The 16980-nt window shown below is 36.9% G+C and carries 13 protein-coding genes; 10 read left to right on the forward strand and 3 right to left on the reverse strand.

All coding sequences use genetic code 11. The features are described from left to right. Positions 1-121: 121 nt before the first annotated feature. Positions 122-532 (forward strand): helix-turn-helix domain-containing protein, encoded by a 411-nt coding sequence (locus EV142_RS22005; RefSeq protein ID WP_132038025.1) that lies wholly within the window; start codon positions 122-124, stop codon positions 530-532. A 261-nt stretch (positions 533-793) separates the two neighbouring features. Continuing rightward, a complete protein-coding gene (locus EV142_RS22010; RefSeq protein ID WP_132038027.1) occupies positions 794-2656 on the forward strand; it encodes an ABC-F family ATP-binding cassette domain-containing protein in 1863 nt (620 codons plus the stop codon). Positions 2657-2826: 170 nt separating this feature from the next. On the opposite strand, the gene EV142_RS22015 is transcribed toward EV142_RS22010, so the two are convergent. Continuing rightward, a complete protein-coding gene (locus tag EV142_RS22015; RefSeq protein WP_371311649.1) occupies positions 2827-4380 on the reverse strand; it encodes an SDR family oxidoreductase in 1554 nt (517 codons plus the stop codon). Positions 4381-4508: 128 nt separating this feature from the next. On the opposite strand from EV142_RS22015, the gene EV142_RS22020 reads away from it, so the two are divergent. Beyond that, the gene (locus EV142_RS22020) at positions 4509-5312 is read left to right on the forward strand and encodes an O-methyltransferase (RefSeq protein ID WP_132038028.1); all 804 of its coding nucleotides are present in this window, start codon (positions 4509-4511) and stop codon (positions 5310-5312) included. A 50-nt stretch (positions 5313-5362) separates the two neighbouring features. On the opposite strand, the gene EV142_RS22025 is transcribed toward EV142_RS22020, so the two are convergent. After that, complete coding sequence (locus EV142_RS22025) at positions 5363-6022, reverse strand: DUF6565 domain-containing protein (protein WP_132038030.1); 660 nt, start codon at positions 6020-6022, stop codon at positions 5363-5365. A 299-nt stretch (positions 6023-6321) separates the two neighbouring features. Between EV142_RS22025 and EV142_RS22030 the strand changes: the two genes are divergently transcribed. The 7 genes from EV142_RS22030 (at position 6322) to EV142_RS22060 (ending at position 16191) form a co-directional block, all read left to right on the forward strand. Then, on the forward strand, positions 6322-7008 hold the full coding sequence (locus EV142_RS22030; RefSeq protein ID WP_132038032.1) for an ABC transporter ATP-binding protein: 687 nt from the start codon (positions 6322-6324) through the stop codon (positions 7006-7008). Positions 7009-7151: 143 nt separating this feature from the next. Continuing rightward, positions 7152-7721, forward strand: coding sequence for a cob(I)yrinic acid a,c-diamide adenosyltransferase (locus EV142_RS22035; RefSeq protein ID WP_132038034.1), 570 nt, complete (start codon positions 7152-7154; stop codon positions 7719-7721). A gap of 238 nt (positions 7722-7959) precedes the next feature. Beyond that, positions 7960-8181: a DUF2795 domain-containing protein gene (locus EV142_RS22040; protein WP_007138072.1), complete on the forward strand. Its 222-nt coding sequence runs from the start codon at positions 7960-7962 to the stop codon at positions 8179-8181. A gap of 89 nt (positions 8182-8270) precedes the next feature. Further along, positions 8271-11615 carry a preprotein translocase subunit SecA gene (gene secA / locus EV142_RS22045; RefSeq protein ID WP_132038036.1) on the forward strand — a complete coding sequence of 1115 codons (3345 nt, stop codon included), beginning with the start codon at positions 8271-8273 and terminating at the stop codon, positions 11613-11615. Positions 11616-11845: 230 nt separating this feature from the next. Beyond that, complete coding sequence (locus EV142_RS22050; RefSeq protein WP_244606819.1) at positions 11846-12223, forward strand: hypothetical protein; 378 nt, start codon at positions 11846-11848, stop codon at positions 12221-12223. Between the two features lie 98 nt (positions 12224-12321). Beyond that, positions 12322-14481: a TonB-dependent receptor gene (locus EV142_RS22055; protein ID WP_132038040.1), complete on the forward strand. Its 2160-nt coding sequence runs from the start codon at positions 12322-12324 to the stop codon at positions 14479-14481. Between the two features lie 105 nt (positions 14482-14586). Next, the gene (locus EV142_RS22060; RefSeq protein ID WP_132038042.1) at positions 14587-16191 is read left to right on the forward strand and encodes a PepSY-associated TM helix domain-containing protein; all 1605 of its coding nucleotides are present in this window, start codon (positions 14587-14589) and stop codon (positions 16189-16191) included. A 73-nt stretch (positions 16192-16264) separates the two neighbouring features. Here EV142_RS22060 and EV142_RS22065 read toward each other — a convergent pair whose 3' ends face one another. Then, positions 16265-16927, reverse strand: a complete 663-nt coding sequence (locus EV142_RS22065) for a TrmH family RNA methyltransferase (protein ID WP_132038044.1) — start codon at positions 16925-16927, stop codon at positions 16265-16267. Between the last annotated feature and the right edge of the window lie 53 nt (positions 16928-16980).

The following is a 16980-nucleotide window of genomic DNA, read 5'->3' on the forward strand; positions in this document are numbered from 1 at the left end:
GCGATACTATAAGTTTAGTATTACAAAAAAGATATTTACATGATATTTTTTTATCTTTGAAATTCATACTTTTTCATCCAAATGGCTTTATCTTTGAGCCTTCGTAAAATTGATATTCATTATGGAACAAAAAATACATCAGGGAAGAAACGTAAAACGTTTTAGAGAAATGCTTGGAATCAAACAGGAAGCATTGGCTTTTGATTTGGGAAATGACTGGAATCAGAAGAAAATTTCTTTGCTGGAGCAAAAAGATGTAATCGAAGAGGATATTCTTAATCAAATCTCAGATAAGTTAAAAATTCCTGTTGAAGCCTTTCAGAACTTTGATGAGGACCAGGCGGTGAATATTATTTCGAATACGTTTAATATTGAAAAAGATGCTTATATAGGGAACGCTAAGCCTATTTTCAATATCAATCCATTGGAAGAATTAAAAAAGCTTCATGAAGAAAAGATTGCATTATTTGAGCGTATGCTGAAAGAGAAAGATGAAATGATGCAACGACTTGAAAAATTAATCAATAAATAATTGCCAAATAATCATTTATAAGACATAGTAATACACAAGAGACTTTCGAGTCTCTTTTTTGGTTTTGGAAATTAACCTTTCTTGTGTCTTATTGGAACAGGCACGAAAAGAATTTCTGCGCTATCGTTGCGCATATCCGAGGCATTGGGTTTCTATCTCCATAAATAATTCGCAAATCGCAATATAATAACTTACTTTTGCAAAAAAGTTGTGATTTGTAAAACCTTCATAACTTATAATTTATAACTCATAATTTACAAAGTGAATTACTTATCTGTAGAAAACATATCGAAGTCTTTTGGGGAAAGAACCTTATTTGACAACATCTCATTCGGAATCAATAAAGACCAAAAGATTGCTTTTATTGCCAAAAATGGTTCTGGAAAAACAACCATTATGAGCATTATTAACGGTTTGGATGAACCGGATACCGGTCAGGTCGTTTTACGAAAAGGGATTCGAATGGCTTTTCTTTCACAGGACAACAAACTGCAGGAAGAACTGACTATCGAAGAAAGTATTTTCGCTTCAGATAATGAGACACTTAAAGTAATTGAGGCCTACGAAAAAGCATTAGAAAATCCGGATGACGAAGAAGCGTATCAAAAAGCTTTTGACGGAATGGATCAGCATAATGCATGGGATTTTGAAACCCAATACAAACAGATTTTATTCAAATTAAAACTCGAAGATTTTAAATTAAAAGTAAAAAATCTTTCGGGTGGACAAAAGAAGCGTCTTTCTTTGGCTATCATATTGATCAATCGTCCTGATTTATTGATTCTGGATGAGCCAACCAACCACTTAGATCTGGAGATGATCGAATGGCTTGAAAGTTATTTTGCCAAAGAAAATATCACGTTGTTTATGGTGACGCATGACCGTTTCTTTTTAGAGCGCGTTTGCAACGAAATCATTGAATTGGATAACGGAAAATTATACCAGTACAAAGGAAATTACTCGTATTATTTAGAGAAGAAAGAAGAACGAATTACGTCTGAAAACGCAAGTGTTGACAAAGCAAAAAACTTATTCGTAAAAGAATTGGAATGGATGCGCCGTCAGCCAAAAGCGAGAACGACAAAATCGAAATCACGTCAGGATGATTTTTATCTAATCAAGGAAAAAGCACAAAGCCGACGTCAGGAGAACAAAGTCGAGCTTGAAATCAATATGGAACGAATGGGAAGCAAGATTATCGAGCTTCACAAAATCTCCAAAAAATTTAAGGATCACGTAATTCTGGATCAGTTTAGTTTTGATTTCCAGCGTGGTGCACGTATCGGAATCATTGGTAAAAACGGAACCGGAAAATCAACCTTCCTGAACCTTCTTACCGGAACACTTCCGTTGGATAGCGGACGTGTAGTCAAAGGGGACACCATAAAAATTGGTTATTATACCCAAAGCGGAATCAATCCGAAACCTAATCAGCGTGTGATTGACATTATAAAGGAATACGGGGAATTTATTCCGCTTGCAAAAGGCAGAATGATTTCAGCTTCACAATTGCTGGAGCGTTTTCTTTTTGATGCTAAAAAACAATATGATTTCGTAGAAAAGTTAAGTGGTGGAGAATTAAAACGTTTGTATTTATGTACCGTTTTGATTCAGAATCCAAACTTCCTGATTCTGGATGAGCCAACAAACGATCTGGACATTGTAACGCTGAATGTCCTGGAGAGCTTCCTTTTGGATTACCCGGGCTGTTTGCTTGTGGTATCGCACGACCGTTATTTCATGGATAAAATTGTCGATCATTTATTTGTTTTCAGAGGAAACGGTGAAATCGAGAATTTCCCGGGAAACTATTCTGATTTCAGAGCCTATGAAGATAGTGCCGATGTTATGCAAAAAGAAGAAAACAAAGCAGAAAAGAAAGACTGGAAACAAAATAATCCGACAGGAAATTTAACTTTCAACGAGCAAAAAGAATATCAAAAACTGGAAAGAGAAATTAAAGATTTAGAAATTGATAAAATCAAAATCGAACAATTATTCTCTGACGGAAAAGTAGCAGATGCCGATATCGAGAAAAAAGCAAACGAATTACAAAATATCATCAACAAAATAGACCAGAAAGAAGAGCGTTGGTTTGAGCTTTCGGCTAAGATTGAAGGGTAATTTTAGTTTTCAGTGGCAGTTTTCAGTTTTCAGTGAATTGTCGAAATTCTTTGGGTTAAAAATTAAAAAATCCATAACAGAAACTATTTTGTTATGGATTTTTTATATTGAAAACCTACTGAAGACTGAGACTGATCCCGATAGCTATCGGGAGAGACTGCGACTAAAACCTACCACGGAATCGGATTATAATCCTTCAAAAACTTCCCACACCAGTGTTTTCCTGTATTTATTCCGTCAAACAAAGGATCCATCACTCTTGCCGCACCATCTACAATATCCAATGGCGGTTGAAAATCTTCTAATTCCTGTTTCTTTTTGGCCAATTCCGCAGGATCTTCATCAGTTACCCAGCCGGTATCGACAGCATTCATAAAAATGCCATGTTTCGCCAGCGTTCCCGAAGAAGTATGGGTCAGCATGTTCAAAGCGGCTTTCGCCATATTGGTATGCGGATGACGGTCTTCTTTAAAAAAGCGGTGGAATTTCCCCTCCATTGCCGAAACATTTATAATGTGTTTTTTTCCGGTATTGTCTTTCTTCATTACTTCTGAAAGACGGTTGCATAATACAAAAGGAGCAACTGAATTTACCAGTTGCACTTCAATCATTTCAGTCGTTTCTATTTGCCCCAATCTCAAACGCCAGCTGTTGGTCTTCCTCAAATCTACCTGCTGTAAATCGGCATCCAGTTCTCCTTCCGGAAAAACTTCATTGGCAACTAAAGCATTATCAAAAGAATACGGAATCTGAGATAATTTAGCCGAGGCCCGCAACCCAATTCCGGGTTCAGGTCCGTGCCAGGTTACCGGCATATTTTGGTTTGAAGAAGCTCCGGTGGTCAGGATTTTCAATTCATCGAGACAATTGACATGGTCGAGTAACAATTCCTGAGCCTGTTTTGGCAGAGAAGCAACTGGACGCTCCTCATTTTCTATTAAATGCGTATAAAAACCCGAAGGACGTCTCACGGTCTGGGCCGCGTTATTGATCAGAATATCCAATCGCTCGTATTTTTGTTCGATAAAATTGCAAAAAATCTCCACACTGGGAATATGTCGTAAATCCAGTCCATGAATTTTCAACCGGTGTCCCCACTCCATAAAATCGTCTTCTTTAGAAAAACGCAAGGCAGAGTCCACCGGAAAACGCGTGGTTGCAATCACAGTTGCTCCGCCGCGTAATAACATGAGCGTAATATGATAGCCGATTTTTAACCGGGAGCCGGTAATAACAGCAATTTGTCCCTTTACATCAGCGGTCTGAAAACGTTTGGCATAATTAAAATCACCACAATCGGTACACATGGTATCATAAAAGTGATGCATTTTGGTAAAGCCTGTTTTACACACATAACAGTTTCTCGGTGTTTCTAATTCTAATTGTTCTTTATGAGCCAGATCATTAAAAGCCAATAATTTGGGTGCCACAAATACACTTGCTTCACGCGCATGACGGATTCCGGTTTCTTTACGCGCCGTTTTGTCTTTCTTTTCCATTTTGCGTTTGGCCGCCTGTTTACCGTCCTTAATTCTTCTGGAAAACTCACCACGATCCGGTCTGGAGAACATGCCCGCCTCTTTGATCAAAGCGATTCGTTGTTCTTTCGGAATATCAAATATCTGATCCGTATCCGTATTCAATTGTGCCAGAATGGCAATGCATCGCTCAATTTCTTCCGGAGTTATAACATTCCTCTCTTCTAATTCTTCCTTCAACATCATAAAATGGGTATTATTTCAAGGTCGCAAATATAGTCTTTTAGCGGCGTAATAAAACTTCCTAAAACCTATTGTCTTTTGGGTATTGTCTTTCGTATTTGTATCTTCGTCGCTACTTTGTAACTGTTGCTATGCTATTTCAAATAAAATCATACCTAAAATTTCTTTGGAACTCCAAAAACGAACACGCCGTTCACTCTCCGTTTGTATTCAATTTACTAACGAAATGTTTTTACGACAAAAAAACAAAGCCGGAATACGCAATTCTAAAAAAATACAGGAAATCACTTTTGGAAAATAAAAACTTTATTGAAGTAACCGATTTTGGCGCAGGCTCGAAAGTTTTTAAATCGAATACCAGACAAATTGCCAAAATTGCGCAAACAGCCGGAATTTCTCCAAAACGTGCAGAATTACTATTCCGTGTCGTTCGCTATTTTCAGCCGAATACCATTTTAGAAATAGGAACTTCGCTGGGTTTGGCTACTTCTGCCCTTGCTTTAGGATCTCAAAGCCTCGGGACAAAAGCAAAAGTAATTACGTTAGAGGGCTGTCCTCAAACCGCAAACCACTCTCAATTACAATTGCAAAAATTCAATTTCAATAATGTCAATTCAGTTATAACAGAATTCGAAAAGTATCTGCAAGAGATCAAACTGAGACTAAAAACTGAGACCGAAAACTTTGAACTAATCTATTTCGACGGCAATCATTCTAAAAAAGCAACTCTGGCGTATTTTGAACTTTTATTACCAACGATTACCAATGATTCCATTTGGATTTTCGATGACATTCACTGGTCTGCCGAAATGGAGGAAGCCTGGAAAATGATTAAAAATCATCCAAAAGTAAAAGTAACGATTGATACTTTTCAATGGGGATTTGTCTTTTTCAGACGTGAACAGGAAAAAGAACATTTTATCATCAGGGCATAAAAAAAATGGCAACCATTTCTGATTGCCATTTCCCTAATTATTACAATTTTTTATTTTTTAGCAGCTGCTGTCTCATCAGATTTAGCTCCCATTCTGTTAAGCGTATACATTGGTGCAAATTTCAATTTTAAACCTGCAATTTTTCTGTTATCTTCAGAGGTAAGACCTTCTTTTTCAACTGTATTTTTACGGCTGTCAAGTGCTTCATACATCAATTTAATTTCATCCCAGTCTTCACGTGAATAACTGTCTTTGTTATTTTCTACTGTATGAACAAATTGTTGGTACACACTATGAATATTTTGAGCATTTACCCAGGCAAAACTCATATCATCACCGATTTTTCCTTCACCAAATAACGCATTACGCAATTGTTGTTTAGCGCTTGGTGCCGGTGGTGCCAAAACTTTGGTCATTTCATTTTTAAACTCTTCGTATTTAACTTTACTAGTGTTTATTTTTTCTGTTTCTGCTGCGTTATCTTTAATATCAGCAAGAGCCAACTGTGCATTTTCTGCTCTTCTGTTGTATTCAGCATCTACATCTTTCCAATCCGCTTTCAGATCATCTGCAGCAACATTCTTTACTGAATCGACATAGGTCACATAAGCGTCGATTGTCTTTTTCGCATTTTCCTGTTTTTCATCCTTACATGATGTGAAGCTTAAAGCTATTAATGCAATACCTGATACAATTTGTATATTTCTCATAATTTTGATTATTTAAATGTTATACAGCAAATATAGTTAAATATTTGAATAATTATAAATTATTTGCGAAAATTTAATATTAATTTTAAATATAATTTAATAAAAATTCCAAAATATGATAATTATGTAAAAACAAATTAGAATCATATAACAAACATTTTTTTTAAATGTTTTATACTTTTTAAAAAAGAAAAAACACTACTAATAAATACTGCATTCTGTAACAAAAATCAATTAAAGGCTACTCATCGATTATTGAAAAGTGTTTTGTACTTTTAAAACCAAAATTGTAAAACGAAATGGCAAATCCATTAATTAAAATAACGAACATAAAACGAGACTTTGTCCTGGGCAACGAAATTGTTTATGTATTAAAAGGTATAGATTTAGAAATCAACAAAGGTGAATATGTAGCTTTAATGGGACCTTCAGGATCCGGAAAATCGACTTTGATGAATTTGCTTGGCTGTCTGGATACACCAACTTCCGGACATTATGTTTTAAACGGAAAAGATGTAAGCAAGATGCGTGATGATGAATTGGCCGAAATCAGAAACAAGGAAATTGGTTTCGTTTTTCAGACTTTCAATCTTTTGCCAAGAACTACCGCTTTAGACAATGTCGCTTTACCTATGATATATGCCGGACATTCTAAGTCGGAACGTGTTTTAAGGGCCACAGAAGTTCTGAAACAAGTAAATCTTGCCGACAGAATGGATCATCAGCCCAATCAGCTTTCGGGAGGACAACGACAACGTGTCGCAATTGCCCGTGCTTTGGTCAATAAACCTTCGATAATTCTGGCCGATGAACCAACAGGAAACTTAGACAGTAAGACTTCTGTAGAAATCATGAAGCTTTTTGGCGATATCCATGAACAGGGAAATACTGTAATCTTAGTAACACACGAAGAGGATATTGCAGCATACGCACACCGTATCATTCGTTTGCGCGATGGCCTGATCGAAAGCGACACCACAAAATAATTTCTAAATAGTTGAAACCTTTATTTGTTGAACCGTTTAATAGGGAAAGAGAAAAACTTTACTCCTCAGAAACTTAGAAGCCAAGCATCTTATAAAAAAAGCTTAGTTCCTCAGAAAATTAGAAACTTAGCACCTCAAAAAAAATGAAAGTATATACCAAAACCGGAGATAAAGGAACAACTGCTCTCTTTGGAGGCGACCGCGTTCCTAAAGACCACATCAGAATTGACAGTTATGGAACTGTTGATGAACTCAACTCTTATATAGGACTCATTCGTGATCAGGAAATCGATTCCCATTATAAAACCATTTTAATCGAAATTCAGGATCGCTTATTTACTGTGGGCGCCATTTTGGCAACTCCGGCAGAAAAAGAAGTCCTCAAAAATGGAGAACTCCGATTGAAAAATCTGGGAATTATCGATACGGATATTGAATTATTGGAAAATGAGATTGATACTATGGAAGAAAGCCTTCCGCAAATGACGCATTTTGTTTTACCGGGAGGGCATCCTACCGTGTCACATTGTCATATTGCGAGATGTATTTGTCGCCGCGCAGAGCGTTTGGCAGTGCATTTAAGCCATAATGAACAGGTTCCCGAAATTGCAATACAGTACTTAAACCGACTTTCTGACTACCTTTTTGTCTTGGCACGGAAGTTGTCCTCTGACTTAAAAGCGGATGAGGTGAAATGGATTCCGAGAAAGTAATTTTCTGCAAATTCCAATTTTCCAAATCCTAAATTCCAAAGAAATAATTTAAAAATTCTGCGAATTTAAATAATAACAGAAAGTTCAAATATTGGAAATTTCAGGTTCCTTTTGTGGGATTTGGAATTTATTTTTTGGAATTTCAGGGAGACGTTCTTAAATTTTCTTAAAATAAATCAAAATTTACTTGTCTTTTTCAGTAAAAAATTTATTTTTGCACAAACTAAACAGATAACAGATGTATTGGACATTAGAATTAGCATCTTATTTAAGTGATGCGCCATGGCCTGCTAACAAAGATGAACTTATAGACTACGCCATTAGAGCTGGTGCTCCATTAGAAGTAGTAGAAAACCTTCAGTCTATCGAAGATGAAGGAGAGATATATGAATCAATGGAAGAAATTTGGCCTGATTATCCAACAGACGAAGATTATCTTTGGAATGAGGATGAATATTAAAAAATAAACCAAAGGAAAAAGTCTCATCACAGAGGCTTTTTTTTTGGTTCTAAATACAACATTTACATAAAATAGAAATACAATTAATCATGAGTTTCATAAACAGTATTATTAAAGTCTTTGTAGGTGATAAATCACAGAAAGATGTCAAAGCTTTACAGCCGTATTTAAATAAAATTAAAACATTCGAAACCAGCTTAATGAGTTTGTCTCACGACGAATTGAGAGCCAGAACCGCATATTTTAAAGAAAAAATAAAAGAAGCCAGAGCTGACAAAGATGCTAAAATTGTTTCGCTTAAAGCGGAAGTTGAAAACATCGAAGACATTGACAAAAGAGAAGATCTTTATGATGCTATTGATGCTCTTGAAAAAGAAGCCTATGAAATCTCGGAGAAAACTTTATTAGAAATTCTTCCTGAAGCATTTTCTGTTGTTAAAGAAACTGCACGTCGTTTTAAAGACAATTCTTTTATCGAAGTAACTGCAACTCCAAAAGACAGAGAATTTTCCGCAAACAAAACTTATATCACTATTGACGGCGATAAAGCAGTCTGGGCTAATAAATGGAATGCTGCCGGTAAGGAAATTACCTGGGATATGATTCATTATGATGTTCAGTTAATCGGCGGAATGGTTTTGCATGAAGGTAAAGTCGCCGAAATGCAAACGGGTGAAGGTAAAACGTTGGTGGCTACACTTCCCCTTTACTTAAACGCTTTAACCGGAAACGGAGTGCACCTGGTAACAGTAAATGATTATTTGGCAAAACGTGATAGTACCTGGAAAGCACCATTATTCGAATTTCACGGCTTAAGTGTGGATTGTATTGACAATCACCAGCCAAGTACAGAGCAAAGAAAAAAAGCATACGACGCTGATATCACTTACGGGACCAACAACGAATTTGGTTTTGACTACTTAAGAGATAATATGGCGCATTCGCCAAGCGATTTAGTACAGAGAAAACACAATTATGCGATTGTCGATGAGGTCGATTCGGTATTGATTGATGATGCAAGAACACCGCTTATTATTTCAGGACCGGTTCCTCAGGGAGACCGTCATGAATTTAATGAATTGAAACCAAAAATCGAAAACCTGGTGGCGCAACAACGTCAGCTGGCAAACGGATTTTTGTCTGAAGCAAAAAGATTAATCAAAGAAGGAAACACTAAAGAAGGTGGTTTCTTATTGTTAAGAGCTTACAGAAGTTTACCAAGAAATAAAGCATTAATTAAATTTTTGAGTGAAGAAGGCGTTAAACAATTACTTCAAAAAACCGAAAATCAATACATGCAGGATAACAATCGCGAAATGCATAAAGTCGATGAGGCTTTGTATTTTGTAATTGAAGAAAAAAACAATCAGGTTGAACTTACTGATAACGGTATCCAATACCTTTCAGGAGATACAGACGCTGACTTTTTTGTACTTCCGGATATTGGAACTGAAATTGCTGCTATCGAAAGACAAAAATTAGACAAAGATTCTGAAGCGGAAGCAAGAGAAAGATTATTCCAGGATTTCGGCGTAAAAAGCGAGCGTATTCATACTTTAACACAACTTTTAAAAGCCTATGCTTTATTTGAAAAAGATGTGGAGTATGTGATCATGGACAACAAAATTATGATTGTCGATGAGCAAACCGGTCGTATCATGGATGGCCGTCGTTATTCTGACGGTTTACACCAGGCGATTGAAGCGAAAGAAAATGTAAAAATCGAAGCTGCTACACAAACATTTGCAACTGTTACTTTACAGAATTATTTCAGAATGTACAGCAAATTGGGTGGTATGACGGGTACAGCGGTTACAGAAGCCGGAGAGTTATGGCAGATTTATAAACTGGATGTTGTTGAAATTCCAACTAACCGTCCAATGTCAAGACAAGACAAAGAAGATTATATCTACAAAACGACACGTGAGAAATTCAACGCTGTAATTGAAGATGTAACGGAATTATCGAATGCAGGAAGACCGGTATTAATTGGAACAACTTCTGTAGAGATTTCAGAATTATTAAGCCGAATGTTGAAAATGAGAGGCGTTACACATAACGTCTTGAATGCGAAAATGCACAAACAAGAGGCACAGATTGTTGAAGAAGCAGGTAAAGCCGGAGTGGTAACCATTGCAACAAACATGGCTGGTCGTGGTACCGATATTAAATTATCCCCGGAAGTAAAAGCTGCCGGAGGTTTAGCAATCATAGGTACAGAGCGTCATGATTCCCGTCGTGTAGACAGGCAGTTACGTGGTCGTGCAGGACGTCAGGGAGATCCGGGAAGTTCACAGTTTTATGTTTCTCTTGAAGACAACCTAATGCGTTTATTTGGTTCTGAAAGAGTAGCTAAAGTAATGGACAGAATGGGATTACAGGAAGGTGAAGTTATTCAGCATTCTATGATGACCAAATCTATCGAACGTGCTCAGAAAAAAGTAGAAGAAAACAACTTTGGTGTTCGTAAACGTTTATTAGAATATGATGATGTTATGAACTCCCAACGTGAAGTAGTATACAAACGTCGCCGTCACGCCTTGTTTGGGGAGCGTCTGAAACTGGATATTGCCAACATGCTTTATGATACTTGCGAATTAATTGTAAGCCAAAACAAAGCTGCAAATGATTTTAAAACATTTGATTTTGATTTAATTCGTTATTTCGGAATTACTTCTCCAATTTCTGAAGCTGATTTTACGAAATTAACTGATATTGAAATTACAGGGAAAGTATACAAAGAAGCTTTGGCATTCTATACAGAGAAAACAGAAAGAAGCGCAAGAGAAGCTTTCCCAATCATCAAAGGAGTTTACGAAGAACCAAACAACCATTTTGAGCGTATTGTAGTTCCGTTTACAGATGGAATCAAAACACTGAACGTTGTTACTGACCTGAAAAAAGCTTACGATAGCGAAGGAGCGCAATTAATTGCTGATTTCGAGAAAAACATCACTCTTTCTATTATTGATGAGGCCTGGAAAAAACACTTACGTAAAATGGACGAATTGAAACAATCCGTTCAGTTAGCCGTTCACGAACAAAAAGATCCATTGCTCATCTACAAATTAGAAGCTTTTAATTTGTTCAGAGGAATGTTAGACAACGTAAACAAAGAGGTTATTTCATTCCTATTCAAAGGTGATCTACCAGCTCAGAACGTTCCTGAAATTCACGAAGCAAAAGAAGTTCGTCAAAAAGAAAACTTCAAATTAAGCAAAGACGAAATTGTAAACAGTGAAGACATCAACCGCGAAGCCGGAGAAACGCAACAACGTCAGGTTACGGAAACCATTGTGAGAGATATGCCAAAAATCAACCGTAATGATACTGTAACAGTTCAGGAAGTTGCCACTGGTAAAACAGAAACAATGAAATTCAAAAAAGCAGAAACATTATTAGCTTCAGGAACCTGGGTTCTTGTTAAAGAATAAGTCACCGTATTCAGGTGTCAGTCTCAGTATTCAGTTTTACACTCAGACTGAATAATGAGACTGCGACTAAAAAACTTAAATCCGACAGGTTTCTAAACCTGTCGGGTTTATCATTTCTAAAATACCCATTACAAATGTAGGTGGGGATTTTTTTTTAGAAAAAGTTCAAAAATTATTCATTGTAAAACGAATAAGATGTATTTTTGCGGTCGTAACAACGAAATCAGCCCTTGAAGAAGTTTTTTATCATACTACTTTCCTTTATGCTTTTAGTGCCATCATTTGGCAGTTTCTTTGTTTATACCTCATTCAAATTAAATCAGGACGAAATTTCAAAAACCATTTGCGTACAGCGTAAAATGATCTTTAATTCCTGTAACGGCCGATGTGAACTTCAAAAAAGTTTAAAAAAATACGCCGACAACGAAAAGAAAATGCAAAACAATCTAAAAGAAAAAGTAGAGATTGTTTACATTCAAAATACACCTACAGCTAATTTCAAATTAGTAACACCAATCGAATCAGCATTAGCACTTTTTGCCTCTTTCACAGAGAAACCTATTTCGGTTTCAAACAGTACTTTTCACCCTCCATCCTATTTTATATAAATTTTTAGCTACTCTTTTCAATTTATAACTGAAAAGATTTTTTCTTGTCTTAACATCAGGAAAATCACATGTTACTTTTAAAATTTATATAATTTAAAATGAAAAAAATATACTTTACCCTACTCATCCTAGGGCAATGTGTTCTTGCACAAAATAAAACGGAACAAGACACAACAAAATCTCAGGAACTGGAAAACGTCTTTATAACTGCCAACCGAACTGCAACTTTACGTAAGGAAACACCAGTCGCCATTAGTAAAATAACCGCGAAAACGATCAATGAAACCAAAGCAACGGCAGTTTACGAGATCATCAACAAAACGCCGGGGGTTTTAATGGTTAATTTAGGAAACGAGCAGCACATGATGTCGATTCGCCAGCCGATGACCACCAATGCTTATTATTTATATCTGGAGGACGGCTTACCCATTCGTCCAATGGGAATCTTCAATCATAATGCTTTATTAGAAATCAATCAGTTTAATTTGCAAAGCATTGAAGTGGTAAAAGGCCCCGTTTCTTCATTGTACGGACCGGAAGCGGTAGGCGGAACCATCAATTTAATTTCGTTAAAGCCACCTGTGGATCCGGAATTTAAATTCGGGGTTCAGGCTGACAATTATGGCTACAGAAGATTTCAGGCTGCCGGAGGTGCCACAATTGGAAAAGTTGGTTTTCATATTGCCGGAATTTCAAGCCTTCAGGAAAATGGCTGGATGACGTATTCGGATTATAACAAAGACAACCTGAATGCCCGAATCGATTATAACATATCTCCTTCTACCCGACTGATCAGCAACACGATGTACGGTAAATACTATTCCGACATGAGCGGGAGTGTTAATGAAGATGCCTTCAACAACAGAACCTACAAAAGCAGTTCCGATTTTACCTATCGAAAATCTGACGCTTTAAGAACGCGATTGACACTCGAACACGACTGGAATGACAAATCAAGCAGTTACATTACCGCTTATTTGCGAGATAACAAATTAGGCCAGAATCCTTCTTACGGAATCCGATGGAGTCCAACCGTAAATCCGACAACAGCCAAAGGAGAAGTAAATTCGAACAACTTTAAAAGTTACGGCGCTATTGGGCAGCATACTCAAAAGTTCGATTTCCTGAATACTAAAATTGTTGCAGGTGCTTTATACGATTATTCTCCCGTAACCTATTGGTCGTACGTCATTGACTTAAAAGCCAACCTAAACCCGGGAGAAGCAGGGAAACAAACGGTAGCTTCTTATGAGATTATTGCAGAACATCCGGATTCGAAACTGGCGGATTATACTGCAGATATTTTTAATACAGCGGGATATGCTCAAATAAGCATCAATCCATTCGAAAAATTTATCCTTACTCTTGGCGGCCGGTACGATAATATGAAAGTGAACTACGACAATGCACTGGATCTTTCTTCCGGAAGCAAAGTGTATGACAAAGCGACTTTTAAGGTTGGTGCCAATTATAATCCGTTTGAATATGCCGGTTTTTATGGTAACTATTCACAAGGTTTTGCACCTCCCGGAATTACTTCAATCTTCAGGACTAAACCCGGAACCGGAGGAACAACGGGTGTTCCTGCTGATTTCTACTATAATCTGGAACCCGCAACATTCAATAATTACGAAATTGGAGGCTGGTTTTCTTTCTTAGAAAACAAATTAAACTTCGATTATGCTTTGTATTATATGGAAGGCAAAAATGAATTATTAAACATCAAACTGGCAGACAACTCAACCGATTATCGTTCCGCCGGAGAAACGCGTCATAAAGGAATCGAGTTTGGTGCTTCTTACCGTCCATCAAAACAATTCAATATTCGTTTTGGCGGGACTTATGCACAACACACTTATATCGATTTTAAGCTCTCTGATAAACCAAGCGACCCGGTTCAGGATTTAAACGGAAAAGAAATGCCCGCAGCCCCAAAATGGTCCGGAAATTCTGAGGTGAGTTATTACCCGGACTGGCTTCCTGATTTAAGGGCTTCGGTCGAATGGCAGCTCGTGGGCAGTTATTATCAGGATCAGATCAATACCATAAAATATGGCGGATACAATTTGTTCAACGCCAGAATTGGTTATCAGTGGAAAAAAATTGAGATCTACGGAAACGTACTGAATCTTACCGATAAATTATACGCCTACAATGTTTCAAGAGCCAATACCACAAACGCTCAGCCTACTTACACAGCCGCTGCGCCAAGAACTTTTGTCTTTGGAATTCAATATAATTTTTCACTAAAAAAGTAATCTAACATTTTTGCCACAGATTGAAATGATTAACATTGATTAGAATGCTAATCAAAATAAAAAATCCTTTAAATCTGTGGCTAAAAAAAATATCAGAAGCTAATTATGAGTAAAGAAATAAATAAAAAATCTTCGAAAAAGAAAGATTCCAAATTCATCAGGAAAGTCAAACAGCACATGTACAAATGGCATCGTGTTATCGGATTAATTACCATTGTTCCGGTACTATTCTGGACATTATCGGGTTTGATGCATCCCTTTATGGCGCATTTTTTTAAGCCCGAAATTGCACATGACAAACTCGAACAGCAAGTAATCGATAAAAATCAGCTGCATTTTTCGATTCAGGAGGTGTTAAGGAGAAACAGCATTAATGATTTCAAAAATTTCCGTATTGTTTCTTTTAATAATACGACTTTCTATCAGGTAAAAATGATTCCGGGAGATTTGTTGTATTTTGATACCTCAAATGCTAAAAAGCTCGAAAACGGAGACCAGAAATATGCTGAATGGCTTTCGCGTTATTTTCTCGACGATCAGAAAAGTCCCGTACAAAAAAGTGAAGTCGTTACCGAATTCACTTCACAATACAAATATGTAAACCGTTATTTACCGGTTTACAAAATAACTTTCGATCGCTCTGATGCTATGGAAGTATATGTGGAAACCTCTTCAGGCAAACTGGCCACTTATAACCCAAGTTCAAGACAGGCTTTTATCTGGTTTTTTGATACTTTTCATAACTGGTCGTTTATCGATGCGATTACAAACAATAGTATTCGAATCATTACCATGATTTTTCTATTGTCCATCATTGGATTTTCTGCCTTAAGCGGAATAGTAATCTATGGTCTGTTGTGGAAACAATTCAAAAAAACAGACAGCTTGCAACCCAAAAAAGGGCTTAGAAAATACCATCGCCAAATCGGAATCTGGGTTTCGCTTTTCACTTTGACATTTGCCTTTAGCGGAGCGTATCATGCCACCACAAAATGGGCACCCTATACATTATCGCAAATGGTTTATGAACCGACATTTTCAACCAAAGAAATTCCGTTTCCTAATAACAACTTAGATTTAGACTGGAATCGTTTTCAAAATATTGGAATCATTAGCTTAAACGACAGCACTTATTATCGTTGTCAGCTGGCAGAAAAAGAAACCAAAAAGTTCAAAAAACCAAAAGGAGATGCCAATTCTAAATGGGGCAAAAAAGAAGATCCAAAATCAGAAGTAATTTATATCAATGCCGTGACCAACCAAATAGCGCCTAATCTGGATTTTGACTATGCGGAATTTTTGGCGTATTATTTTACAGGTGGCGCCCCAAGAGAGGCTTGTTGCGAAATGATCGAAAGTACTGATGACGAACCTCAGCCTTCTTTGGAAAACACAAAATTATTGGAATCAAAAATTGTAACTGACTTTGAAAGCAGGGAATATGGTTTTGTCAACAAAAGGTTACCGGTCATAAAACTGACTTATGACACCCCGGAAAAAACAACTTATTATATCGAGACGGCCACTTCAAGACTGGCGGCTGTTATTAAAAATTCAGATAAAGTAGAAGGTTATTCGTTTGCCATCCTGCATAAATTTTTATTTATGGACTGGGCAGGAAAAAATATTCGCGATCTAACCATGGTTGTGGCAGCACTGACTATTTTAATTGTTAGTGTGTTGGGATTTATTCTGTTTTTGAAAAAATAGGTACTGAGATTCTAAGTCTCTAAGTTTCTGAGTTTTTTTTCTTAGTGGCTTAGAGACTTAGTAGCTTAGAACCTTATCGCGGATTTTCCTCAAAATAACGCGCTTCGATTCTCTTGATATCTTTAATGGAACTTTTTGCCCAGGCCAGACGTTTTTCAAGGATTTCATCTTCAGACAACTGCCAGGCAATATCCGAATTACGCAATCTGTTGGTAAGGTTTTGAATGATGATGGCAGCTGAAACAGAAATATTCAGACTTTCTGTAAAACCGACCATTGGTATTTTCAGGAAACCATCCGCCTTGTCCAGAATTTCCTGTGAAAGTCCGTCGCGTTCGGTACCGAAAAATAGGGCACTTGGTTTTGTAATGTCAAAATCTTCCAGTAAACAATCATTTTCATGAGGTGTTGTGGCAATGATCTGATAACCCTGATTTTTTAAAGTCGAAAGGCAATTCGTAATCGAATCAAATTGATTGATATCTACCCATTTTTGGGCGCCCATTGCAATTTCCTTATCAATCCTTTTACCGTAACGCTGTTCGATAATATTCAATTCCTGAATTCCGAAAACTTCGCAGCTGCGCATCACGGCACTTGTATTGTGCATCTGAAAAACATCTTCCACAGCAATCGTAAAATGTTTGGTACGGCTGGCGAGGACTTTTAGAAATTTTTCTTTTCGGTTATCTGTCAGTATATTTTCAAGAAAGGCGAGGTAATCTAAATCAATCATTTGGGTTGTATTTGCCGCAAAAATACTAAAAAAAGAATCGTTAATAAAGGAGT

Origin of the sequence: Flavobacterium circumlabens (genome assembly GCF_004345565.1) — a bacterium.
Classification (GTDB): Bacteria; Bacteroidota; Bacteroidia; order Flavobacteriales; family Flavobacteriaceae; genus Flavobacterium; species Flavobacterium circumlabens.

What these genes read in the sequence shown, in the direction of transcription:
- EV142_RS22035 (WP_132038034.1), top strand. Translation starts at nt 7,152, where the DNA reads ATGAAAGTATATACCAAAACCGGAGATAAAGGAACAACTGCTCTCTTT.
- EV142_RS22060 (WP_132038042.1), top strand. Translation starts at nt 14,587, where the DNA reads ATGAGTAAAGAAATAAATAAAAAATCTTCGAAAAAGAAAGATTCCAAA.
- EV142_RS22015 (WP_371311649.1), bottom strand. Translation starts at nt 4,380, where the DNA reads ATGATGTTGAAGGAAGAATTAGAAGAGAGGAATGTTATAACTCCGGAA.
- EV142_RS22055 (WP_132038040.1), top strand. Translation starts at nt 12,322, where the DNA reads ATGAAAAAAATATACTTTACCCTACTCATCCTAGGGCAATGTGTTCTT.
- EV142_RS22030 (WP_132038032.1), top strand. Translation starts at nt 6,322, where the DNA reads ATGGCAAATCCATTAATTAAAATAACGAACATAAAACGAGACTTTGTC.
- EV142_RS22005 (WP_132038025.1), top strand. Translation starts at nt 122, where the DNA reads ATGGAACAAAAAATACATCAGGGAAGAAACGTAAAACGTTTTAGAGAA.
- EV142_RS22065 (WP_132038044.1), bottom strand. Translation starts at nt 16,927, where the DNA reads ATGATTGATTTAGATTACCTCGCCTTTCTTGAAAATATACTGACAGAT.
- EV142_RS22040 (WP_007138072.1), top strand. Translation starts at nt 7,960, where the DNA reads ATGTATTGGACATTAGAATTAGCATCTTATTTAAGTGATGCGCCATGG.
- EV142_RS22025 (WP_132038030.1), bottom strand. Translation starts at nt 6,022, where the DNA reads ATGAGAAATATACAAATTGTATCAGGTATTGCATTAATAGCTTTAAGC.
- secA (WP_132038036.1), top strand. Translation starts at nt 8,271, where the DNA reads ATGAGTTTCATAAACAGTATTATTAAAGTCTTTGTAGGTGATAAATCA.
- EV142_RS22020 (WP_132038028.1), top strand. Translation starts at nt 4,509, where the DNA reads ATGCTATTTCAAATAAAATCATACCTAAAATTTCTTTGGAACTCCAAA.